The sequence below is a fragment of the Mesorhizobium sp. B2-7-1 genome, assembly GCF_006440735.1.
In the GTDB taxonomy this organism is placed as follows: Bacteria; Pseudomonadota; Alphaproteobacteria; order Rhizobiales; family Rhizobiaceae; genus Mesorhizobium.
Genome location: NZ_VFUA01000001.1, coordinates 200270 through 221648 on the forward strand (window position 1 = coordinate 200270; position 21379 = coordinate 221648).

Annotated in this window: 21 protein-coding genes; 12 read left to right on the forward strand and 9 right to left on the reverse strand. The window is 64.0% G+C overall.

The window, feature by feature from the left end:
* Positions 1–116: 116 nt before the first annotated feature.
* Together FJ471_RS00915 and FJ471_RS00920 are read left to right on the forward strand one after the other, a co-directional pair.
* Positions 117–899: a hypothetical protein gene (locus FJ471_RS00915; RefSeq protein WP_140801289.1), complete on the forward strand. Its 783-nt coding sequence runs from the start codon at positions 117–119 to the stop codon at positions 897–899.
* A 65-nt stretch (positions 900–964) separates the two neighbouring features.
* Positions 965–1780, forward strand: a complete 816-nt coding sequence (locus tag FJ471_RS00920) for a hypothetical protein (protein WP_140801290.1) — start codon at positions 965–967, stop codon at positions 1778–1780.
* 46 nt (positions 1781–1826) lie between these two features.
* On the opposite strand, the gene FJ471_RS00925 is transcribed toward FJ471_RS00920, so the two are convergent.
* The 7 genes from FJ471_RS00925 to FJ471_RS00960 all read right to left on the reverse strand — a co-directional run bounded on the left by FJ471_RS00925 (position 1827) and on the right by FJ471_RS00960 (position 10411).
* Positions 1827–3512, reverse strand: coding sequence for a tetratricopeptide repeat protein (locus FJ471_RS00925; RefSeq protein ID WP_140801291.1), 1686 nt, complete (start codon positions 3510–3512; stop codon positions 1827–1829).
* A 240-nt stretch (positions 3513–3752) separates the two neighbouring features.
* Positions 3753–5393: an ABC transporter substrate-binding protein gene (locus tag FJ471_RS00930; RefSeq protein WP_140801292.1), complete on the reverse strand. Its 1641-nt coding sequence runs from the start codon at positions 5391–5393 to the stop codon at positions 3753–3755.
* 251 nt (positions 5394–5644) lie between these two features.
* Entirely contained in the window at positions 5645–6706 is a 1062-nt protein-coding gene (locus FJ471_RS00935) for an alpha/beta hydrolase (protein ID WP_246684560.1), read from the reverse strand.
* Positions 6707–6711: 5 nt separating this feature from the next.
* Positions 6712–7389, reverse strand: coding sequence for an isochorismatase family protein (locus FJ471_RS00940; RefSeq protein ID WP_140801293.1), 678 nt, complete (start codon positions 7387–7389; stop codon positions 6712–6714).
* 27 nt (positions 7390–7416) lie between these two features.
* Positions 7417–8715: a Xaa-Pro peptidase family protein gene (locus tag FJ471_RS00945; RefSeq protein ID WP_140801294.1), complete on the reverse strand. Its 1299-nt coding sequence runs from the start codon at positions 8713–8715 to the stop codon at positions 7417–7419.
* A gap of 293 nt (positions 8716–9008) precedes the next feature.
* A complete protein-coding gene (locus FJ471_RS00955; RefSeq protein WP_140801295.1) occupies positions 9009–9986 on the reverse strand; it encodes a GlxA family transcriptional regulator in 978 nt (325 codons plus the stop codon).
* Positions 9983–10411, reverse strand: coding sequence for an NUDIX domain-containing protein (locus tag FJ471_RS00960; RefSeq protein WP_140801296.1), 429 nt, complete (start codon positions 10409–10411; stop codon positions 9983–9985). The genes FJ471_RS00955 and FJ471_RS00960 overlap by 4 nt, the downstream gene beginning before the upstream one ends.
* 90 nt (positions 10412–10501) lie before the next feature.
* Here FJ471_RS00960 and FJ471_RS00965 point away from each other — a divergent pair, with 90 nt between their 5' ends.
* Complete coding sequence (locus FJ471_RS00965) at positions 10502–11011, forward strand: GAF domain-containing protein (protein WP_140801297.1); 510 nt, start codon at positions 10502–10504, stop codon at positions 11009–11011.
* A 25-nt stretch (positions 11012–11036) separates the two neighbouring features.
* Here the strand turns inward: FJ471_RS00965 and FJ471_RS00970 are convergent, their stop codons facing one another.
* Both FJ471_RS00970 and betI read right to left on the reverse strand, forming a co-directional pair.
* The gene (locus tag FJ471_RS00970; RefSeq protein WP_246684563.1) at positions 11037–12056 is read right to left on the reverse strand and encodes a YeiH family protein; all 1020 of its coding nucleotides are present in this window, start codon (positions 12054–12056) and stop codon (positions 11037–11039) included.
* A 167-nt stretch (positions 12057–12223) separates the two neighbouring features.
* A complete protein-coding gene (betI, locus tag FJ471_RS00975; protein WP_140801298.1) occupies positions 12224–12814 on the reverse strand; it encodes a transcriptional regulator BetI in 591 nt (196 codons plus the stop codon).
* Between the two features lie 76 nt (positions 12815–12890).
* Here betI and FJ471_RS00980 point away from each other — a divergent pair, with 76 nt between their 5' ends.
* The 9 genes from FJ471_RS00980 (at position 12891) to FJ471_RS01020 (ending at position 21327) form a co-directional block, all read left to right on the forward strand.
* Entirely contained in the window at positions 12891–13937 is a 1047-nt protein-coding gene (locus FJ471_RS00980; protein ID WP_181179042.1) for a CocE/NonD family hydrolase, read from the forward strand.
* Entirely contained in the window at positions 13913–14914 is a 1002-nt protein-coding gene (locus FJ471_RS00985) for a CocE/NonD family hydrolase C-terminal non-catalytic domain-containing protein (protein ID WP_246684564.1), read from the forward strand. The genes FJ471_RS00980 and FJ471_RS00985 overlap by 25 nt, the downstream gene beginning before the upstream one ends.
* A gap of 36 nt (positions 14915–14950) precedes the next feature.
* Complete coding sequence (locus tag FJ471_RS00990) at positions 14951–16492, forward strand: ABC transporter substrate-binding protein (RefSeq protein WP_140801301.1); 1542 nt, start codon at positions 14951–14953, stop codon at positions 16490–16492.
* Between the two features lie 137 nt (positions 16493–16629).
* Positions 16630–17595 (forward strand): ABC transporter permease, encoded by a 966-nt coding sequence (locus FJ471_RS00995; RefSeq protein WP_140801302.1) that lies wholly within the window; start codon positions 16630–16632, stop codon positions 17593–17595.
* Positions 17592–18434: an ABC transporter permease gene (locus FJ471_RS01000; RefSeq protein ID WP_140801303.1), complete on the forward strand. Its 843-nt coding sequence runs from the start codon at positions 17592–17594 to the stop codon at positions 18432–18434. The genes FJ471_RS00995 and FJ471_RS01000 overlap by 4 nt, the downstream gene beginning before the upstream one ends.
* The gene (locus FJ471_RS01005) at positions 18434–19423 is read left to right on the forward strand and encodes an ABC transporter ATP-binding protein (protein WP_140801304.1); all 990 of its coding nucleotides are present in this window, start codon (positions 18434–18436) and stop codon (positions 19421–19423) included. Before FJ471_RS01000 ends, FJ471_RS01005 begins: the two co-directional genes overlap by 1 nt.
* Entirely contained in the window at positions 19420–20184 is a 765-nt protein-coding gene (locus FJ471_RS01010) for an ATP-binding cassette domain-containing protein (protein WP_140801305.1), read from the forward strand. Before FJ471_RS01005 ends, FJ471_RS01010 begins: the two co-directional genes overlap by 4 nt.
* 265 nt (positions 20185–20449) lie before the next feature.
* Complete coding sequence (locus FJ471_RS01015; RefSeq protein ID WP_140801306.1) at positions 20450–20914, forward strand: GNAT family N-acetyltransferase; 465 nt, start codon at positions 20450–20452, stop codon at positions 20912–20914.
* A gap of 29 nt (positions 20915–20943) precedes the next feature.
* Positions 20944–21327, forward strand: coding sequence for an ACT domain-containing protein (locus tag FJ471_RS01020; protein ID WP_140801307.1), 384 nt, complete (start codon positions 20944–20946; stop codon positions 21325–21327).
* The last annotated feature ends 52 nt before the right edge of the window (positions 21328–21379 follow it).

Here is a 21379-nt window from a genome sequence, read left to right on the forward strand (position 1 = left end):
CCGACACTGGCAATCCGCCATGACAATTGCAAGCGCACTGGACGTAACCCCTCAATCTTGGCAAATTTACTTTGAAGTCACCGATTGGCTGCGGCGGTGACTCGGGGGAAATTATCATGACCACTGCGACAATGGGACGACCCGGCAGGTTCGAGATCGGCAGGGTGTTCAGCAACACCTTCGGCGTGATTGGCCGAAACATCGGACTTTGCGTGGGGTTGGCGGCTTTATTTGCGGGCCTGCCGGCATTGCTCGTCAGGCTGTGGACCCAGCCGCAGATCGACGCCATGATGCACCGCGACCCCGCCGCCATGGCCGACCCAGGCGCCATGTTTCGCAATTCCTATATCACCATCATCGCCGGGCTGATCTCGTTCGTATGCGCGCTGCTGCTCCAGTCGGCGCTCGTGCGGGCGACCATCGAGGACCTCAACGGCAAGCGGCCGTCCTTCGGCGACTGTATCCAGATTGCGATCCGCTTTCTGCTGCCGACGCTGGCCATCGGCCTTCTTGTCGGCCTCGGCGCGGGCATCGGTCTTGTCCTGTTGATCGTGCCCGGCATCATCCTCTGGCTCGGCTGGTCGATGTCGGTGCCGGTCCTCATCCAGGAGCGGCGGGGCGTGTTCGGCTCGATGTCGCGCAGCCGGGCCCTGACCAAGGGCAGCCGCTGGGCACTTTTCGGTCTGTTCCTCATTCTCATCATCATCGCGATGATCATCCAGTGGGGGATATTGCTGGTTCTCGTGCTGTTCGGTGGCATCATCGCCGAGATCGGAGCCGCGCTGGTGCAGACCGTGGTGTCGATGGTGCTGTCGATCGCCACGGCGGTGAGCTATGTCGAGCTGCGCCAGGCGAAGGAAGGTGCAAGCATCGACGAACTGGCGGAGATCTTCTCGTAGACCGTAAGGATCGACTTCAAGGCACGGGCAGTCCTGGCGCAGCCGGAGAATTCCGGCTGGGCAGGGTGGTCAGCGATACGCCTTCTTTCATTGGCCGCAATCTTGCCCTCACGCTGGCGGTCGCCGCATTCTTTTTCGGTTTGCCGTCGGTTTTAAGCAGCCTGTTGACCTTCGCTTATCGGGAGAGGGCGGCATATCTGGTCGGCGGCGGCGACGCCGAACCCTTGTCCGTTGCGGTGTATGTGGGCTTCTTGCTGATTGCCGGGCTCCTGGGCGCGCTGCCGAGCTTCCTGGGCCACGCAGTGCTGTCGATAGCCGTCATGGACGGCAGCAACGGCCGTCGCCCGTCGATCGGCAGCAGTATAGGAGCGGCCTTCCGCCGAGCCGCTCCCGTGCTCGGAATAGGCTTCACGATCTATCTGGTGTGGTTCTTCGCGCAACAAGCGATGATCGGCGCCGAATTGCTCTTTCCGTCTTTCGGTGGCGGCGCGGCGTTCGTGCTGTTGGTCTTGCCCTGCGTCGCGTGGGTGCTGACTGCCCTCACGGCTATCCCCGCAGCGATGCGCGAAGGACTTGGAGCAATGGCTTCGATGGCGCGCAGCCGTGCCCTAACCAAAGGATACCGCTGGCCGATATTCGGCCTGTTCCTGATAGTCCTGGCGCTGATGTTCTTGATGCGGGTGGCCATGGCTTTTGGAGTTAGATTTGCCGCTAACGCTGTTCCTTCGGCCTCTGTCTTGATCATCGGCACAATTCCAAGCTTCATTGACTCGGCGATTGTTTGGACAGTGGCGTCAATCGCCATGACGACCGCCTACGTCGAGCTTCGGCGAGTCAAGGAAGGCACCGGCGTCGACGAACTGGCGGAGATATTCTCGTAAGGAACGCCGCGCCGCTGCGCTCGATCGAGGGCGCTGACCCCCTGCCTCAGTGGCAACAGCAGTGGTCCGGCTCCACGCTCGTCCGGCATAAGCACGACGAGGTGATCGCCACATCAGCCTTGGCCACCGCCGCAGTTAACTTCGCCCGCAACTCCGGCAGCTCTTCTCTCTCATCGCGTCGCTTCAGGCATTCGACCAGCCCATGCAGCGCCCAGACATTGTCCGGATGCTGGGCGCAGCGCTGCACGGCGCCGCTCAAGCCCAGATCGTCGCGATAGACCTGCTCGGCCTCGTCCGCGTGGCCCCGGTCGAGCAGAAGCGCGGCCAGCGCGTGGCGCGGCGGGTGCATCCAGGCCCATGGCTCGGTGTAGGAGAGATTGTCATCGAGCTCGACCGCGCGACGCAGATGCTCGTAGGCCTCATCATGCCGGCCTTGGTGGTAGGCGATCTCGCCATCGAGCAGCGCCGCGCCCACGGCGAGCGAGGCTTTTGTCGGGTTGCTGAGGAATCGGCGTTCGGGCGGAATGCTTTCGATTTGCCGGCTAAACAAATCGCGTTCGCGCTCAGCGGAGCCGAAGTCGCGCAGCGTCGCATGCGCCACGCCCTTGGCGTAATGCTGCAGCGCGGTGGTCAGCACATAGAGGCCCGGCTCGCCATTCATCGGCTCGTCGACGATCTCGCGCCAGCGCCCGAAGCGCACCTGCACGTGCGATTTCATCGCGTGATAGCCCTCGACCGTCTGCGTCAGCTTGGGCCGTTCGGGGATGCTGACGACATCGCGTGTCACCAGGCTGCGCACCTTGTCCGCCGCCCACAGCGCCGGACGATACTGGCCGAGCAACATGCAGGTGAACATCATCAGGTGCAGGTCGTGGCAGCAGCCGAGCAGGTAATAGGTCGGCTCGCCGGCATAGGCGAGGTAGAGGTCGTTGGCGCGCACCGCCTTCTCGCTGGCGATCTTCGCCTTCTCATACTCGCCGCAGAGCACGTAGATGTGCCCAGGCATGTGGTTCATATGGCCGGCATCCGGGCACATCGTACCCAGCCGCTCCGCCGAGCGCATGCCGCGCTCGGGCTGCGTCGACATTTCGAGCAGATGGATGTGGAGATGCAACGCCGCCGGGTGCGGTTCGGTGCCTGCCTCGTCCGAGAGCCGGATCGAGCGCTCGCAGATATCCAGTGCCTCGATCACATCGGAATTCGGCGCCGGCGCACCGTTCCGGAGGTTCCATAGGCGCCGCACCGTGCGCATCATCAGCGCCTCGACGGTCAGCGCCATCACATCATGGTCGTCGGGGAAATCGCGATAAACCTGGCGCATCGCGGCGGCATAGGCGTCGTCCCATTTCTCGAATTCCGCGGCGCTCACGCCATGCGGCTGCTGGAAGCGGGCGGCCAGCGCCTCGATCAGCCGCTGCTCGACAGGGCTCGCGCTCGCCGCATTGGCTTGCGCCAGCCGCACATGCTCGAAGCAGCGCCTGGCGACATGGTCGGCCTCGGCCTTGCCATGTTCCTTCCAGGTCAAATTGTAGAAAGGCCCGGCGGCATAGGCGATGCCCCAATGCACGAAGGCGCAAGCTGGATCGGTCCCCAGCGCCTTCTCGAAGCACTTTATCCCTTCCTCGTGGTTGAAGCCGTAGCACCAGTTCAGCCCGATATCGAACCAGCGCTGCGTCTCGGCCGATGAAGTGGAGATGGGGCGGCGATAGGTGCCGAGGTCGAAATGGTCCATGCCTTGCTGTCTTCTCGCATTCCGGGCCGGCAGCAAGCCGGTCGAGCACAATCTGTGCCGAAATGCGATTGCTTGGCAAATGGAGACAGTCAGCGCGTCCCGCAGAGCCGCGCCGACTGTCTAAAGCGTGTCTCCCGAAAGTGGGAACCGGTTTCGGGATAAAGACATGCGTAAAATCAAAGACCTAAAGCGCATGGAGCGAATCCGAAGGATCGCGACGCGCTTTAGGTCCCGGGAGGATCAGCTCTCCAGCCAGACGGTCTCGAAATGCTGCTCGAGCGCCTGGTGCTGTTCGCAGCCCTGCACGCCCTTGCGATAGGTGCGGTAGACCGAGCGCCAGTAGGGCTGGATGATGACGCCGGAGTCGCGCAAATTGGTCTCGATCTTGGTCATGATCTCCTTGCGCTTGGCGGCGTCCGGCGTTGCCAGAGCCTTGTCGAGAAGCTCGTCGAACTCCTTGTTCGAATAGGCGCTTTCGTTCCAGGCGCCACCCGATTTGTAGGCCAGCGCCAGCACCTGCACGCCGAGCGGGCGGCCGAGCCACTCGGTGCACGAATAGGGGAACTTGCTCCAGTCGTTCCAGAAGGTCGCGGCCGGCAGCACGGTGCGCTTGATCTTGAAGCCCGCCTCGCGGATCTGCGCCGCGATCGCGTCGGCGGTGTTCTTTTGCCATTCGATGTCGACCGAGATCAGCTCGTATTCGTGATCGGCCTTGCCGGCTTCCGAAATCAGCTTCTTCGCCTGATCGACGTCGCGCTTGGCTGGGCCTATATCGGCAAATTCCGGATGCATTGGTCCGACATGGTGGTTGTCGGCGGGTTTTCCGCGCCCGTCGAGGCCGAGCTTCAGCACGGCCGCATTGTCGACGGCGAGCTGGGCCGCGCGGCGCACCTTGACGTCGTCATAGGGCGCGTTGGAGACATTGAAGCGCGCGACGATGGTCGAGCCGGTCGCGATCTCTGAGTTCTGCAAGCCCATCTGCTCGGTCTGCGACACCGCATCCGAGGTGGTCTCATGGTCGGTGTCGATCTCGCCGGATTCGAAGGCCGACAGCATGGCGTTGGGGTCGGAGCCGTAATCGACCCATTTGATGCCGTCGAGATAGAACTCGCCCTTCCACCACGGCTTGTCCTTGCGCTTCACCTCCGCACCCGTCTCGGCATCCCAGCTCACCAGCTCGCAAGGGCCGGTGGTGATCGCCAAAGCCTTCTTCGGATCGGCATCGCCCTCATAGGAGCGGTGCATGATCAGCGCCGGATAGTCGGCCATGCCGGCGATCAGCGAGATGTCGGGTTTGGGCAGGTTGATCTTGACGGTGTAGTCGTCGACCTTCTGGATGCCGCCGTCGACCGGCTTCTTGGTGTCGGCATTGACCAGCGCGCCCATACGCGCCGCGACCGAATTGCCGGCGACCGAGGCGTCGCACCAGCGGTTGAGGTTGTGGATCACGTCGTCGGCGTTGAAAATGTCGCCGTTCGACCAGGTGATGCCCTTGCGCACGTGAAGCGTGATCGTCTTGGCGTCGTCGCTGGTTTCCCAGCTTTCCAGCAGCCAGGGTTCGAAAGAGAAGTCGGTCTTCCAGCGCACCAGATATTCGTTGCACTGGCGCGCGACATTCGACATCTCGACGCCGTCGAAGGTGCGCGGGTCTTTAAAACCCTTGACGTTCATCGCCACACGCAGCACGCCGCCCTTTTCCGGTTCTGCGGCGCGTGCAGGCGAGGGGGCAATCCCGCCCAGCGCCATCGCGCCGGCGGCGCTGACGCCAAAGCCGGCCATCAGCGCCAGATATTCGCGCCGGCTGATCGCGCCCTTCTTGAAATCGTCGGCGATCGGCCTGGCGCGCGGGTGCAGTTTTCTGTCGGTCAGCATGAATTTCATCGTCGTTCCCTCTGTTGTTGGGCGCCCCGGGATCGCCAGGCGCGGGGGCGGATGCGACCGCCGGGGCACCGTTGCCTGCTGAGGGATGATAGGTCCGCTTATCGTAGCGAAGTGGTCGGGTTTCCGCAGTTCTTGTGCGCTGTTCCGCAGGGTGTCGATACAGCCGATCTCCCCCCTCGTGGGGGAGATGCCCGGCAGGGCAGAGGGGGGCGCTGTCCCGCCAGCGTCTCAATTACTCAGCCCCGCTGCGATCACGAATGGTTTGAGCTGCTCAAGCTTCCGAAGGGTTGCGATCCTTCGCCCCCTCTGCCCTGCCGGCCATCTCCCCCACGAGGGGGGGAGATTAGCGCTCCACCACCAGCGCCCAGCCTTGCGATATCCGCAACAATCCGCCCAAACGCCTCCGCCGCGCGCGGCACCGTCGGGCGTGCCCGAAGAAAACTGTGTACCAGCCGCTTCTCCTCGCGCCACCACGCTTGCCCGCCGGCGGCAACAATCCGTTCGCGATAGGCCTCGCCATCCGACGACAGCGGATCGCATTCGGCGGTGACGATGATCGTCGGCGGCAGGCCTGAAAAGTCACGATCCTTGAGCGGCGAGAAGGTTGGGTCGTCCGCTGACTGTCCAGGCGCGGACCGGACACGCCGATAGAAGTCGATGTCGGCGAGCGTCAGCAGCGGCGCCTCGGCATGCTCGACATAGGAGCGGCCGTTTTCGTCTCCTCCCAGGCCGGGATAGATCAGCACCTGGCCGATCGCATGTCGGGGGTGATGCCGCGTCCCCTGCGCCACCGCGGCTGCGAGATTGCCGCCGGCGCTCTCGCCGCAAAGCACGATCGGCAGCGTGCAGGTCGCGGCGACCCATTCGAACACGGCAAAAGCATCGTCGAAAGAGGCCGGATGGAGATGCTCCGGCGCCAGCCGATAGTCGGCCGAGACCACCTCGAAACCGGTGCCGGCGCAGATTTCCGCGCAGATATCGTCGTGGCTGTCGAGGTCACCGAGCACAAAGCCGCCGCCGTGACAATAAACGACAACCGCCGCCGCGATCCCGTTTGCCATGCGGTAGCGTCGGACCGGGATCGCATGGGCGGCGGTGGCGACGACGCCATCGCTGGTCGTAACGCCTTCCGGATGGCCTTGATGAAACGCGACGCACATTTTGTCGTACACGGCGCGCTGCTCGGCGATTGGGGCAGCGACGATCTGTGGCGGGTACCAGCTGTTGACCTTGTCGATATAGTCCCAGAGCTCCGGATCGAGCCGGTCGGCGTATTTGCCGCGGCCTGCCGGATCGGTCGGATTGCTGGCCACTGCCGTCAGAGCTCTGCGTAGAGCCGCGCCGCGTTCTCGAAGGTGAAGCGCAACGACACCGAGCCCTCGACCTGCCAGACACTGACCGTATCGCCGGCCATCAGCCGGCAGGCGTCGAGCGTGTTGGTGACGGCGCCGCCATAGAGGCGGTTGGCAAGGTTGAGGATGCCGGTCTGGTGCATGGCGGCACTCGCGCTGCCGCAGGCGTCCTTGACCAGCAGCACGCGAAAACCACGCGCCACCGCGTCCTTCACCGTGGCGTCGATGCAGGCCTCGGTCCAGACGCCGGCGATGACCAGCCATTCGATGCCGGCCGCCTTGAGCTTGTCGCCGAAATCGTTCTTGCCGAAGGCGCTGGCTTCCTGCTTGACCAGCGTGGCCTCCCCGTTTTGCGGCGCGACCTCATGGCAGATCGCGGTCAGCGGATCGTCCTTGTCGGAAAAGGCCGACTTGCCGCTTTCGTCCACCGGGTGGAACGGCCGCGCCGCGGCGAGATCGACGATGTAGGCCCAGTGATGGAGCGGCACGAAATTGCGCCGCGCCGCCTCCTGCAGGCGCTGGACGTTGGCGAGGATGTCGGCAAACCCCTCGACCAGATAGCGTTTGTCCTTGCGATGCTCCTCCTGGAGATCGATGAACACCGTGGCGACAGTGCCGCGTCGGATGGAGATGGGCGTTTTCATGTAGATATTGCTGTCGATGCGTAGGCGCTACTTGTCAAGAAACTCGTCCTCATATGGAAAACGCGAGAGCAATTCGGTGCCGGTCTCGGTAATGAGGATCTCGTCCTCCAGCTTGACGCCTTCGCGGCCGCCCTTCTCGCCGATATAGCTTTCCACACTCACCACCATGCCTGGCACGATGATGCCGTCGCGGCCATAGGTCTCATAGTCCATCGCATGCGCGATGAACGGCGTCTCGCCATGCATGCCGACGCCGTGCATGACCGACGTGTAGCGCTGGTCGACGAAGCGGTCCGGGATCTTCCACGCCTTCTCGGCGATCTCGCGGAAGGCCATGCCGGGCTTCACGATGCCGATATTGTGCTGCACCTGGTCATGCGCCATGCGGTAGAGTGATTTCTGGTAGGGCGTCGGCTTGCCCGGGCCGCAGCGGAAGGTGCGCGAGAAGTCGGAATAATAGCCGTAGCAGCCGATTGTGTCGGTATCGAGCGCCAGCAATTCGCCCGGCCGGATCTTGCGGCCGCTCGCCTCGTTGAACCAGGGATTGGTGCGCTGTCCCGACGTCAGCAGACGCGTCTCAATGAACTCGCCGCCCTGGCGGATGACCTCGCCATACATGATGGCGAACAGCTCGTTCTCGGAAACGCCGGGCTTGATCGCCTCGCGCACCGCCGCCACCGCGGCTTCTGCGCCCGCCATCGACGCCAGCAGGCATTTCACCTCCTCATGCGTCTTCACCGCGCGCACCGCCAGGATTTCGCCCTGGCAATCGCGAACCTCGCAGCCGCGCTTTTCCAAGGCCAGCGCCTGCAGGTGGCTGCAGCGGTCGAGGCCGAGCTTCATCGAGCCGCCGCCATGCTTCTTGAGAAGCTCGGCAATCTCGTCGGCGAACGGTCCGGCCGTCTCGTCGTCGCGGCCCGAGACCGACGACCAGACCAGCTTCGATGGCCGCGCCTCGTCGATCGTGTCGAGCACCATCGAGACATGGTAGCTCTGCGGATATTCGAACAGCACGATCGGCCCGTCGGTCGGGATGAAGAAGTAGCGGGTCGAGTTGCGCAGGAAATAGCCGAACATGTTGCGCGAGCCGGTGGCGTAGCGCTGGTTGTATGGATCGAACAGCACGATGCCGCCATAGCCCGCCTCGCGCATCCAGGCGCGCAGCTTGGCCAGCCGCCCCTTGCGCAACGCGTCGGCGTCGATGAAGGACGGTTCGGTGTCGGAGAGCCACATGCCGCCGGCAGGGTCGGCCGCGGCCGGGTGGCGCATGCGGTCCTTGAAGTCCACATCCTCGGTGCTGTCGGGGTCGAATACGACGATGCTCATGGGAAAGTCTCCTGTTCTCGCGAACATAGCCGGGCAGGGTTTTGAGCTTGTGCGGCATTCCGCAAATGTCGTGCCAGATGCCGCAGAGATTTCGGCGGGACAGCACCCCTCTCTGTCCTGCCGGACATTTCCCCCGCAAGGGGGGAGATTGGATGTCGTCGTCGCTTTCGCCAATCGCAGACTTTGCAGAAAGAACGCCGTCGGCGGAACTGCTGATCTTCCCCTTTGCGGGGCAGATGGCCGGCAGGCCAGAGGGGGGTGTGAAGGAACTCGGCGTATTAGTGATAGGCGCACTAATGCCTACGCATCGCCTTCGGCGCGTGCCCATGCTCCTCGCGAAACGCCCTTGCGAAACTCGACATCGAGGCAAACCCGCAAGCCAAAGCCACATCGCGCACCATCAGCGTCGAATGCGCCAGCAAATCGGCGGCGCGCTTCAACCTGAGCCGCCGGTAATAGCCATTGGGCGAGGTATCCAGCTCGGCGCGGAAACTGCGCTCGAGCTTGTCGGCCGACACGCCGAGCCGTCCCGCCAGCTCGGCCATGCCAAGCCTTTCCTCGACCGCATCCTCCATGATGGCGATGGCCGACAGCACCAGCTCGTTCTGGACGCCGGTGCGCAGCCTGAGCGGCATCAGCTTGCGGTCGACGCTGGACCGCAAGGGAGAGTGCACGAACCATTCGGCGACACTCGCCGCGATCTCGGCGCCACAGTCCTGCGTGATGATTTCCAGCATCATGTCGAGGCTGCCGACGCCGCCGGCCGAAGTGAAACGCTTGCGGTCGATGACGAAGAGATCGCGCCGAAGCTCGATATCCGGAAAAGCCTCGGTGAAGGCGGCTTGGCTCGTCCAGTGCAAGGTGCAGGCATGCCCGTCGAGCAACCCCGCGCGGGCGAGGAAAAAGGCGGCGTCGGCGACCGCGCCGATATGCGCGCCGCCGCGCAGGCTTTTGCGGATCCAGTTCATCGCCTCGTCGGCCACGACATGGTCGGCATCGCCGCCCGAGCAGACGACGATGCGGTCGACCTTCGGCGCGTCCGCTGCGGAAAAGCCGGGCTGGATGACGACGCCGTTCGAAGCTTCGACCGTGCCGGGATCGGCGCCGACGATCACCCAGCGATAGCAATCGCGCTTGGCGAGAATATTGACGGCGCGCAGCGGCTCGATGACGGAAGAGAAAGCCATCATCGGAAAGCAGGGAAAAACCAGCACCGCGAAGGTGAGGGGGGCGCCGCTCGCTGCCTGTTTTGCCTGGCTGCGCGAACTCATGGCCGGCGGCCGTAGCGCGGTAGCACGATATCGGCGGTGAGCGGCGCCAGCTCCATGCCGCTTGCCAGTTCCGGGTTCAACCAGATCAACTCCTCGATCTCGGCCGCCGGGACCGGCTCGCCGGTGATGGAGAGTTCGAACAACTCGGCCTCGACGCGGGCATCCGGCTCATTGGCGGCTGGCGCCGAGAAGGAGCCGAGATGGAAGGCTGTGGCCGGATCGACGGCAACGCCCAGTTCCTCGCGCAATTCGCGCGCAAGAGCGGCGGCCGGCAACTCACCCGGCTCGATCTTGCCGCCCGCCTGCATGAAGGTGCTGGTGCCGCGCTTGCGCACCAGAAGCAGCCTGCCGCCGTCGTCGCGGATGACGGCTGCGGCGATGCGGATCGTCCTCGCCCTTGGCGTTCCGGAATGACTGGAGGTCACGATAGGCTGTTTCCCGGCGGCGGTTTTGGTGGCAGAGAGAGGTGAACTGTAGCTGGCCGCGCGGCCGGCTTGCAACGGAGAGATCAAGCGATGTTCGCTGCAACGGCAATCGACACAAGCAACAAGCCGGCCTTCTACAAGGAGTTGGCCACGCAATTGAAAGCGCTGCTGGAAGGCGAGGGCGATTCCATCGCCAATGCGGCCAACACGGCGGCGCTGATCTACCAGATGGTGCCCGACCTCAACTGGGCCGGCTTCTATTTCCTCGCCTCCGAGGACGAGCTGGTGCTCGGACCCTTCCAGGGCAAGCCGGCCTGCGTTCGCATTGCCGTCGGCAAGGGCGTCTGCGGCAAGGCCATCGAGCTCGACATGTCTATGCTGGTCAAGGACGTCAACGACTTTCCCGGCCACATCGCCTGCGACGCCGATTCGCGTTCGGAGCTGGTCGTGCTTCTGCGCGATGCCGAGGGCGCGTTCGGCGTGCTCGACCTTGACAGTCCGCTGCCCGGCCGCTTCGACAAGGAAGACCAGGCAGGCATCGAGAAGCTCGCCGCGATCTATGTCGCGGCGTGCGAGTTCGAGGATGATGGCGAGGACTGAGAGGTGAGGCCGGTCTCGGCCTGCCTCAGACGAGCTTCACCAGTGTCAGGCTGAAAGCCGCGATGAAGACGAAGGCCGAGAAGGCAAGCATCAGCGGGCGCAGGCCGCGCGAGCGCAGCTGTGAGATGTCGGCGTGAAGGCCCATGGCGGCGAGCCCCATGGTCAGCATGATCTGTGCTGCGAGGGCAATCGCCGAATGGATCTGCACCGGGATATCGACCAGGCTGTTCACCGCCACGACCGCGACGAAAGCCGCGACGAACCAGGGCATCGGCGGCTTTGCGCCGGAAGCGTCGGTGCTGCCGCGCCGCGCCATGACGCCGAGCGCGATGACCATGGGCGCCAGCATCGCGACGCGTGTCAGCTTGGCGACGGTCGCCGTCTCGCCGGCAAAAGTGCCGTTCTGGAAGCCGGCGCCGATGACCTGCGCCACCTCGTGGATCGAGGCTCCCGCCCAGAGACCGAACCCGTGCTGGTCGAGCCCCAGGACGGGCGCCAGCAGCGGGAAGCCGAGCATGGCGACGGTGCCGAACAGCGTGATCGCGGCAACGGCATAGGTGACATCCTCGTCGCGCGCGTCGGTGACGATGTTGGTGGCGACGATTGCCGAAGCGCCGCAGATGGAGGTGCCGGCGGCGATCAGCTGCGCGAGCTTGCGGTCGACGCCGATCAGCCGGCCGAGCGTGACGGTGAACAGGAAGGTGGCGCCGAGCGTGGCCGCGACGATGCCTACCCCGCCAAGACCGATGCCCGCCACCTGGCCGAGCGTCAGCTGGAAGCCGAGCAGCACGATGGCGAAGCGCAGCAGGCGCTTTTGCGAAAAGGCGATGCCGGCCTTGGCATGGGCGGGCAGGCCGAGCACGTTGGAATAAATCATGCCGGCGACGACGGCCAGAATCATCGGGCTGAACAGAGTGAGGCCGGAGAAGCCGCGCGCAGAATAGGCGACGCTGGTGATCATCGCCACGAGCACCAGTCCCGGCAAAATGCCGGCCGAGATAGCAGTTAGGGCGGGGCCTTTGCGCCCGGTCGTGGCCGGGGTCAGGCCATTTGGAAGATCGTTCGCGGTGGCGGGCAGGAAGGACAATTCAATTCTCCAGGCGCTTTCGCCGCCGGAATGCCATTCCAGAACCAATCCTTCCAACGAATTATTCGAGTTACAATGATCGATTTTTACGAACGATTGATCTTGAACCGATCAGATGTTCGAGCTTACGCCTCGATGCCGGGTATCTGCAGGCAGACATAGCGCCAGCAGATCCTGCGTGCCCGTTCCAGGTCCTCTTCCTCATACTCGCCCGCATTCTGCCAGAAGAAGCCGTCGATGAGGGCCGCGATGCCGTCGACGATATCGTCGACCTGATCCGCCGGAACCAGCCTCCTGACGGCATAGCGGATGTTGGAGACGAAGCGCGCGCCGGTCAGGTGGTAAAGGTGCTTGATGCGCGGTTCAGTCTGAGCGGCGATCATGAATTGCATCCACATCGCTGCCCGCTTGGGCGCTCCGAGATGTCGCGGCGCGAACGATCCGTCGACAATCGCCCTCAGCCGCTGGGCGGGCGTCGGATTGGCAGGCGCCAATCGCATGATGTCCTGGCGAAACAGGTTCGACAGGCTGCGCATGGCGAGCGCGATAAGCTCTTCCTTGCTGTCGAAATAGTGGTTGACCAATCCTGCCGACATGCCGGCACGCCGGGCGATCACGGCCATCGTGGCGCCGGGCATGCCTTCCTCGGAGATGACGGCGATCGCGGCGTCCATCAGCTCGTCGCGCCGCATCGCCTTGATGGATCGTTTTGCCATTGCATTGCCTCTGCGTTGGTATATTGATTGGCTATTCAATATATTATATCGTCATTTAATCCAAGCCGGAGTCCTCATGCCCAGCGTCGCCATTTCCGGGGTCAGAACGGTCGAAACCCATTGGATTCCGCTAAGCGACGGCCGCAAGCTGGCCGCCCGCCTGTTTCTGCCGGAAGACGCCGAGAAAAACCCCGTCCCGGTAATCCTCGAATACATACCGTATCGCCGCCGCGACGGCACGCGCACCGGCGACGAGGAGATGCATCTTTTCTTTGCCGGTCATGGTTACGCCAGCGCCCGCGTCGACATCGCCGGCATGGGCGATTCCGACGGTTTGCTGGACGACGAATACGTCCGGCGCGAGCAGGACGATGCGCTGGAGATCCTCGACAACCTGTGTTCCCAGCCTTGGTGCAGCGGCGTCGCCGGCATGATCGGCAACAGCTGGGGCGGCTTCAGCGGCCTGCAGGTCGCGGCGCGCCGTCCGCCGCAATTGAAGGCGATCGTCACGTCCTGCTCCACCGACGACCGATACGCCTGCGACGCCCACTACAATGGCGGCCTGCTGATCAACGACAATTTCGGCTGGGGCGGAGCGCTGTTCGGCTATTCGGCGCTGCCGCCCGATCCCGCCGTCGTCGGCGAGGATCGCTGGCGCGAAATGTGGAAGAGCCGGCTCGACGACCACAAGAACCACGCTGCCGAATGGCTGAAGCACCAGCGTCGCGACGCGTTCTGGAAACAGGGTTCTGTCTGCGAGGATTTCTCCGCCATCGAATGCGCCGTGCTCGCGGTCGGCGGCTATCTCGACGGCTACACCCAGACGATCTTCAACCTGGTCGAAAATCTCGAGGCGCCCGCCAAGGGCCTATGCGGCCCCTGGGGCCATAAGGAGCCGAACTACGGCGTTCCGGGGCCTGCCGTCGGCTATCTGCAGGAATGCCTCCGCTGGTACGATCACTGGCTGAAAGGCATCGACAACGGTGTCGACAGCGATCCCGACATGCGGCTCTACCTGATGGACTACGCCAGGCCACATTCGCATATGGATTTCCGGTCGGGCGGTGGCTGGGCCTGCCGCAATGGCCGGCGAAGCAGATCGGCGTCCGGACTTTCTGGCTGAACGGCGACGGCAGGCTCGCCGAGGCGCCTGATGCCGGCGGCATCAAGCCGGTGATCTCGTCGCCGCTGACGACGGGCGTGCAGGGGCAAGAATGGTGCCCTTACGGCCAGGGTCGCATCTCCGCTGAAGGTGCGCGCGACCAGCGCGCCGACGATGGCGGTTCGCTTTGCTTCGACAGCGCCATGATGGACACCGATCTGCCGCTGACCGGCGTCTCGAAGATCAGGCTGCGCGTTGCCGCCGACAAGCCACAGGCGCAGGTCTGCGTCCGGCTGACCGATCTGGCGCCCGACGGAACTTCGTCCTTCGTCACCTTCGCGCTGCTCAACCTCACGCATCGCGACAGCCACGAATTCCCGGTGCCGCTGACGCCCGGTCGCTTCGAAGAGCTCGAACTGTCCCTCAAACCGGTGGCGCAGGTTATTCCCGCCGGTCACAGGCTGCGCGTGGCGATCTCTTCGTCCTATTGGCCGATGGCATGGCCGTCGCCGGAGCGCACCATCCTGACCTTCGATCCGTCAGGCTGTCGGCTCGACCTCGCGGTGCTGGCCAGCGAGGAGGGACTGGTCCCGGTGGCCTTCGCGGAGCCGCTTTGGGCCGAGCCCGGACCGGTGACGGTCAAGGAGCCGGCGCGCCAGTTGCGCTCGCTGACCACCGATCTGCCGACAGAACGCACCGAACTGACCGCGATGTCGGATGACGGGCGTTTCATCCTGGAGGATACCGGCACCGAGATCACGTCATGGCGCCGCAAGGTGTACGGTGTCTCCGGCGACGATCCGGCGAGCTGCGCCACCACCGTGACGTGCCACGAGGAATTCACCCGGCCTGACTGGAACGCGCGCGTCGATTGCGAAATCAGCTTCAGCTGCGACCGCGACAATTTCTATGCTCGCGGCTGGGTCAAAGCCTATGAACGGGGAGCGATCTTCGCCGAACGGAACTATGACGAGGTCATTCCACGCGACTGCATGTGATCGACAGGCATATAACCAACAAAAAAGGGGAATGAAATGCGCATGAAACTCGACCGCAGAACCTTCCTGGCGGGCTCATCGGCATTGGCGATCCTGCCTTACGCCCGCTTCGCCTTTGCCGCCGCCAGAACCAATCCGATCATCGCGCTCGACACGGATATCGGCAATCTCGACCCGGGCAACCGCGTCGGCACCACCGAAGGCAACATCATCCGCTCGGTCTGCCAGACGCTGGTTCGTTTCGAGCCGGGCAAGCTCACCTGGACGAACGACGCGGCCAAGGAGATCAAGCAGATTTCCGATACCGAGTTCGATTTCGAGCTCAATCCGGGTCAAATGTTCACCGGCGGCTATGGCGAGATGACGGCGGACGACGTCAAATTCTCCTTCGACCGCTACATCAATGGCGACAAGAACGGCAAGAAACTGACCTATGCCGATGACATGGAAGCGCTGAAGTCGGTCGAGGTCACCGGCAAATACACGGGCAAGCTCACCCTCAAGCATCCATCGGCGGCGCTGTGGCTGATCGGTATCTGCGACGCCTCGGGCGCAATTCTGTCGAAAAAGGCGACCGAAGAGCTCGGCGACAAGATCGCCACGACGCTGATCGGATCCGGTCCGATGGTGCTCAGGGAATGGCGGCCGAAGGAACAGTTCGTGCTTGCCGCGAACCCCGACTACAAGGGCCCGTACAAGGCGCATTTCGAGGAGATCACCGGCAAGATCATCCCGGAACACAAGACCTCGTTCCTGTCCTACCAGGCCAAGGAACTCGATTTCACCGCCTTCGATGCCGATCAGCTCGACACCGCCAAGGGGCTGGCGGACACCAAGGTCATCGATATCCCGGGCATCGACTACACCTGGATCGGCATCAACGTCGAAAAGGGTGATCTGGCTGACCTGAAGGTGCGCCAGGCGATCCGCTGGGCGATCGATATCGACGCCATCATCCAGGGCGCCTATTCCGGCGCCACCTCGCGCGCCAAGACGCTGCTGGCGCCTGGCCTGCTCGGCAACTGGGCCGACGCGCCGCTCTACAACCGTGACGTCGCCAAGGCCCAGCAACTGCTGAGCGAGGCTGGCAAGTCCAACCTGACTTTCACCTTCACTTGCCTCAACGACGCCACGTCGCTGGCCGTCGCTCAGATCGTCCAGGCCAATCTTGCCGAGGTCGGCATCACCATCAACATCAACGCCATGGATTCAGGCGCCTACTGGGCGCTCGGCGCCGATAATGCCAGCAAGGACCTCGAGCTGACGCTCATCCCCTATACGTCCAAATTCGATCCGAGCTTCCAGACACAGTGGTTCCTGGCCAGCCAGATCGGCCTGTGGAACTGGCAACGCTGGAACAGCCCGGAATTCGACAAGCTGCATCAGGAAGGGTTGGAAACGCTGGATAAAGCCAAGCGCGAGGAAATCTATATCAAGATGCAGAAACTGCTCGATGAATCGGTCTCGTGCATCTGGATCACCCATGGCCGCAACTTCTTTGTCGATGCGACCTGGCTGAAGCCGATGTTCCTTCCCAACGGCAAGGATTGGCAGTTCGAGTTCTTCGACAAGGCGTGAGGGCGACCGAGCAATCCAGGAAAAGTGTGAAACGACTTTCTGCCCGGAAACGGTCGGGCTCGGCGCCTTCGCCGTAGCCTTCCGTCCGGGACAACGTCGGACAAGAGAAAAGCGATGGACCTGGAAGGGCCAGCCGGATGACCAGATGGCAACGGACCGCCGCCTTCATCGCGACGCGGTTTGCTTCGGTGATGCTGACCATCGTCGGCGCCACGCTGCTCCTGTTCCTGATGGTGCGCCTGGTTCCGGGCGACTTCGCCTCGGTGATGCTCGGCCCACGCGCCACGCCGGATTTGCGCGCGCAGATCGTGCATGACATGGGCCTCGACCGTAGCCTGGCCGAACAACTCTGGCTCTTCGTCAGCCACGCGGCGACGGGCAATTTCGGCGAGGATGTCGTCTCGCACCGGCCAATCCTCGATCTGGTGCTCGAGGTCATCCCCAACACGCTGGCGCTGGCCTTCAGCGCGCTGGCGCTGGCGCTTGTCGTCGGCATCCCGATCGGCGTCATCGCCGCGCTGAAGCCCGGCTCGTGGCTGGACAGCGGCCTGGCGCTGCTGTCGATTTCCTTTATCACCACGCCGACGCTGGTGGTCTCGGTCGTGCTCTTCCTCGTCTTCGCCATCGGCTTGCACTGGCTGCCGGTGGCCGGCGCCGGCAATCCCGGCGACATCGTCGACCGCCTGCAGCATCTGGTGCTGCCCAGCGTGGCGCTGGCGCTGGGCTGGGTCGGCTATATTTCGCGGCTGGTGCGGGCAGCGCTGCTCGACACGCTGGCCGAGCTTCATGTGCGCACGCTGCGCGCCTATGGCGTTTCCGAATACCGCATCGTCGGCCTCTTCGCGCTGAAGCTCGCGCTGGTGCCGGTGGTGTCGATCCTGGGCATCGGGCTTGGCGACCTGATCGGCAGTTCGGTCGTGGTCGAGATCATCTTCGCGCGGCCGGGCATCGGCAGCCTGATCTTCAACTCGATCGCGCAGCGCAACTATCCAGTGGTCCAGGCCTGCGTGGTCTTCATCGTCGCCTTCTACATCCTCGCCAATCTCGTGGTCGACATGATCAACGCGCTGCTTGATCCCCGTATTGCCGCGGGGCGCGGATGAGCGAGGCGATTTGGGCGCTGAAGCGCATCTGCTCGGAACGCGACGGCCGCCTCGGCCTCGCCTTCACCATTGCCATCCTGGCGTTCGCGCTGCTCGGGCCATTGGTCAGTCCCGATCCCAATGTCCTCGACATCAAGGCGCGTTTCGCGGCGCCGGGCGTGGCGCATCTGCTCGGCACCGACAATCTCGGCCGCGACCTCCTGGCGCGCACCTCGGTCGGCACGCGCTATGCGCTGACGCTGGCGGTACTGATCGTCGTCATCTCGTCGGTGATCGGCTCGCTGATCGGCATTGTCGCAGGTGTTGCCGGCGGCTGGGTCGATCGCGCCGTGACGGCGGTCTTCGATATCGTCAACGCCTTTCCGCCGCTGATCCTGGCCTTTGCGCTGATCGCGCTTTACGGCAAGGGCTCGGCCACCTTCGTGTTTCTTGTCACGGTCGTCTTCATCCCGCAATTCGGGCGCATGGCCCGGGCGCGGGCCCGCACCTTGCGCAATCTGAGCTTCATCGAGGCCGAGCGCATGCTGGCGGTGCATCCCGTGACGATTGTCGTCAGGCACTATTTGCCCAACGTCGCCGGACCGATCATCGTTCTCGCCAGCATGAACCTGCCGGTCGTTATCGCCTTCGAGGCGTCCCTGTCCTTCCTCGGCTTTGGCGTGCAGCCGCCGAAATCCTCGCTCGGCACGCTGATCAAGGATGGTTTCGTGTCGATCAACCAATCCTGGTGGCCGACCATCACCGCAGCGCTGGTGCTGGCGGTCGCGACGCTCGGCGCCACCTTGCTTGGCGAAGCGTTGCGCCGTGTCATCGATCCCAAGTCGGCGGGGGCGCGCTGATGGCGATTTCGCTGCGCAATCTCTCGGTCGACTACAGCCTGCCGATCGGCACGGCGCATGCCTTGCGCGACGTGTCGCTGGACATCCAGAAGGGCGAGATGCTCGGCCTTGTCGGCGAATCCGGCAGCGGCAAATCGACGGTCGCCTTCGCGCTGATGGGACTGCTCGCCAACAATGCCAGGGTGACCTCGGGCACCGCCACCATCGAAGGCAGGCGGTTCGACCTGACTAGGCCAAATGCGACGGCACCCTTGCGCGGCCGCGGCATGGCGATGATCTTCCAGGATCCGATGCTGTCGCTCAATCCAGTCTTCACCATCGGCACGCAGCTGATCGAGGTGCTGCGCCGGCGCTCGCCCGCCAGCGACCGCAAGACCCGGATGGCCCAGGCCGAGGATGCGCTTGCGAAGGTGAAGCTCGGCAATCCGAAGCAGCGGATGGAACAGTATCCGCATGAACTCTCCGGCGGCATGCGCCAACGCGTGGTGATCGCCATGGCGCTGCTGTCGGAGCCGGCATTGCTGATCGCCGACGAACCGACCACGGCCCTCGACGTCACCGTCGAGGCGCAGATCATGCGCGAAATCATCGGTCTGCGTGATCGCATCGGCTGCGCCGTGCTGCTGATCACGCACAGCCTGGGTCTGGTCACCGAGCATTGCGACCGCATTGCGGTGCTCTACGCCGGCGAGCGGCTGGAAAGCGGTTCGGTGCGGGACGTCCAGCGCCAGCCCGGCCATCCCTATACGCGCATGCTGTTCGACTGCGAGGTCCCGATCGACCGCGAGCGCCATGCCGACGCCGCTCAGAATCGCTTCACCGTCATCGCCGGGGAATTGCCCGATCCACGCAGGCGGCCGCCCGGCTGCATCTTCAACGGCCGCTGCGACGTCTCGTTCGAGGATTGCGCGAAGGTGGTCCCCGGCGACTATCCCGTTGCCGGAAACGCGGCGCATGCCGCCCGCTGCCTTCGGCTGGTGACGCCATGACCGATGCGATCGCTGTTCATGACGCGCAACTGCGCTTTGGCCAGACCGTGGCGCTGGAGGGCGTCTCGGTGTCGGTCCCTCAGGGCACATGCTTCGGCATCGTCGGCGAATCCGGATCCGGCAAGACGACGCTGATGCGCGCCATGCTCGGCCTGCAGCGGCTGGACGCGGGCGAGATACGCATCCTCGGCACCCCTTTGCAGCAAGGGCGCGCCGCGCTCACGCGGCGCGCCCGCATTGTCCAGCCGATCTTCCAGGACCCAGCCGCCTCGTTGTCGCCGCGCAGCCGCATCCGCACGCTGATGAACGAAGTCGGCACGGTGCTGAAAGAGCCGCATGCGGCGACGCATGAGCGTCTGCTGGTCATCCTGAAACGGCTCGGCCTGCCCGACAGTGTCATCGACAAATACCCGCATGAGATCAGCGGCGGGCAGGCGCGGCGGGTGGCGATCGCGCGCGCGCTCTTGATGAAGCCCTCCATCCTGATCGCGGACGAACCGACCGCCGGCCTCGACGTCTCCGTCCAGGGCGACCTGCTCAATCTGCTGCAGGACATCAGGCGCGCGCAGAACATCACGCTTGTCGTCATCAGCCACAATCTGGCGGTGGTGCGGTTGATCGCCGAGAACGCCGTCGTGATGCGCGCGGGCAAGGTGGTGGAGATCGGCGAGGTGGGGGCGCTCTTCGGTGCGCCGCGCGAGGCCTATACGAAGGAATTGCTGGCGGCCTGGCCGAGCGTGACGCACGCCGCATCGGTTTGAGGACATCCGCTCTGGATAATGTCCGGCCGCCTTGCCGACGGTTGGCCCAATGGCCGGACCGGGCGATGTCTTGACGCTCGCCGGTTCCTGCTCCAACCATGCCGCCATGTTTGCCGCTGTGCCTGCCGACACCAAGCGACGCTGCCTCCGCACAATGCGAAGCGGCAGGCTGATCGCGCGACGACAAAACCCGACGACATAGTCCGGTTCGTTCGTTTCCCGCGCCACCCGCCCGCCGGCGGGTTTTTCATATCTGGAGCCTCTGATGGCCAACAATTCCTCCATCCGGTTTCGGCCGGCCGAGGCGGCGGATGCCGCCGCTATCCGCGACATCGTGCGCGAAGCCTATGCCAGATGGGTGCCGGTGATCGGCCGCGAGCCCTTGCCGATGCGCGCCGATTACGACAAGGCGCTTCAGGAGCACCAATTCGATCTCGCCATCGAGAACGGCCGCATCGTCGGCCTGATCGAAACCATCACGCATGACGACCATATCTGGATCGAGAACGTCGCCGTGGCCTCCGAGGCGCAGGGCAGGGGTATCGGGCGCAAGCTACTTGAAAGCGCCGAGCGCACGGCCGATGAAGCAGGCTTGCGCGAACTTCGCCTGCTGACCAACGGCGCCTTCGAGGCGAATGTGTCGCTGTCCAAAAGGCTCGGCTATGCGATCGACCGTGAGGAGCCGTTCATGAACGGCACGACGGTCTATATGAGCAAGAACCTTCCGTGACCGCGTAAACCAGAGACGGAGTCCAACGAATGGCTGCCCGGATCAGATTGAAGCAACTCCCCGGTGTTTATGCGATTTCGAGGCTTGAGGCTGGAGACGGCATTCCCGCTTGGGCGGACGGCCCGGGCTTCGTCAGCATCAGCAGGACGGAGAATGAACTGTCGATCGCCTGTTTGCAGGAGCGTGTACCGGCTGCCGTCAGGCAGGACAACGACTGGGTCGCCTTCAAATTCGAAGGCCCCTTCGCCTTCGGCGAAACGGGCATCGTGCTGTCGGTCGTCAGGCCGCTGTCGGAAAATGGTCTGGGCGTCTTCGTCGTCTCTACCTTCGACGGCGACCACTTGTTGGTGAAGGCCTCGGACCGGGCCGCGGCGATACGTTTGCTGGGCGCGGCGGGCCATACGCTGCTCTAGCCCATCCCATCAGGGTACCGGCTCTCTGGCGCAACACCCGACGTGCTGGCTC

Coding starts and splice junctions, on each gene's coding strand:
- FJ471_RS01000 (WP_140801303.1), top strand. CDS start 17,592: ATGAGCGAGGCGATTTGGGCGCTGAAGCGCATCTGCTCGGAACGCGAC.
- FJ471_RS00940 (WP_140801293.1), bottom strand. CDS start 7,389: ATGAAAACGCCCATCTCCATCCGACGCGGCACTGTCGCCACGGTGTTC.
- FJ471_RS00925 (WP_140801291.1), bottom strand. CDS start 3,512: ATGGACCATTTCGACCTCGGCACCTATCGCCGCCCCATCTCCACTTCA.
- FJ471_RS00945 (WP_140801294.1), bottom strand. CDS start 8,715: ATGAGCATCGTCGTATTCGACCCCGACAGCACCGAGGATGTGGACTTC.
- betI (WP_140801298.1), bottom strand. CDS start 12,814: ATGGCAAAACGATCCATCAAGGCGATGCGGCGCGACGAGCTGATGGAC.
- FJ471_RS01020 (WP_140801307.1), top strand. CDS start 20,944: ATGGCTGCCCGGATCAGATTGAAGCAACTCCCCGGTGTTTATGCGATT.
- FJ471_RS01005 (WP_140801304.1), top strand. CDS start 18,434: ATGGCGATTTCGCTGCGCAATCTCTCGGTCGACTACAGCCTGCCGATC.
- FJ471_RS00930 (WP_140801292.1), bottom strand. CDS start 5,393: ATGAAATTCATGCTGACCGACAGAAAACTGCACCCGCGCGCCAGGCCG.
- FJ471_RS01015 (WP_140801306.1), top strand. CDS start 20,450: ATGGCCAACAATTCCTCCATCCGGTTTCGGCCGGCCGAGGCGGCGGAT.
- FJ471_RS00955 (WP_140801295.1), bottom strand. CDS start 9,986: ATGAGTTCGCGCAGCCAGGCAAAACAGGCAGCGAGCGGCGCCCCCCTC.
- FJ471_RS00980 (WP_181179042.1), top strand. CDS start 12,891: ATGCCCAGCGTCGCCATTTCCGGGGTCAGAACGGTCGAAACCCATTGG.
- FJ471_RS00965 (WP_140801297.1), top strand. CDS start 10,502: ATGTTCGCTGCAACGGCAATCGACACAAGCAACAAGCCGGCCTTCTAC.
- FJ471_RS01010 (WP_140801305.1), top strand. CDS start 19,420: ATGACCGATGCGATCGCTGTTCATGACGCGCAACTGCGCTTTGGCCAG.
- FJ471_RS00990 (WP_140801301.1), top strand. CDS start 14,951: ATGCGCATGAAACTCGACCGCAGAACCTTCCTGGCGGGCTCATCGGCA.
- FJ471_RS00915 (WP_140801289.1), top strand. CDS start 117: ATGACCACTGCGACAATGGGACGACCCGGCAGGTTCGAGATCGGCAGG.
- FJ471_RS00995 (WP_140801302.1), top strand. CDS start 16,630: ATGACCAGATGGCAACGGACCGCCGCCTTCATCGCGACGCGGTTTGCT.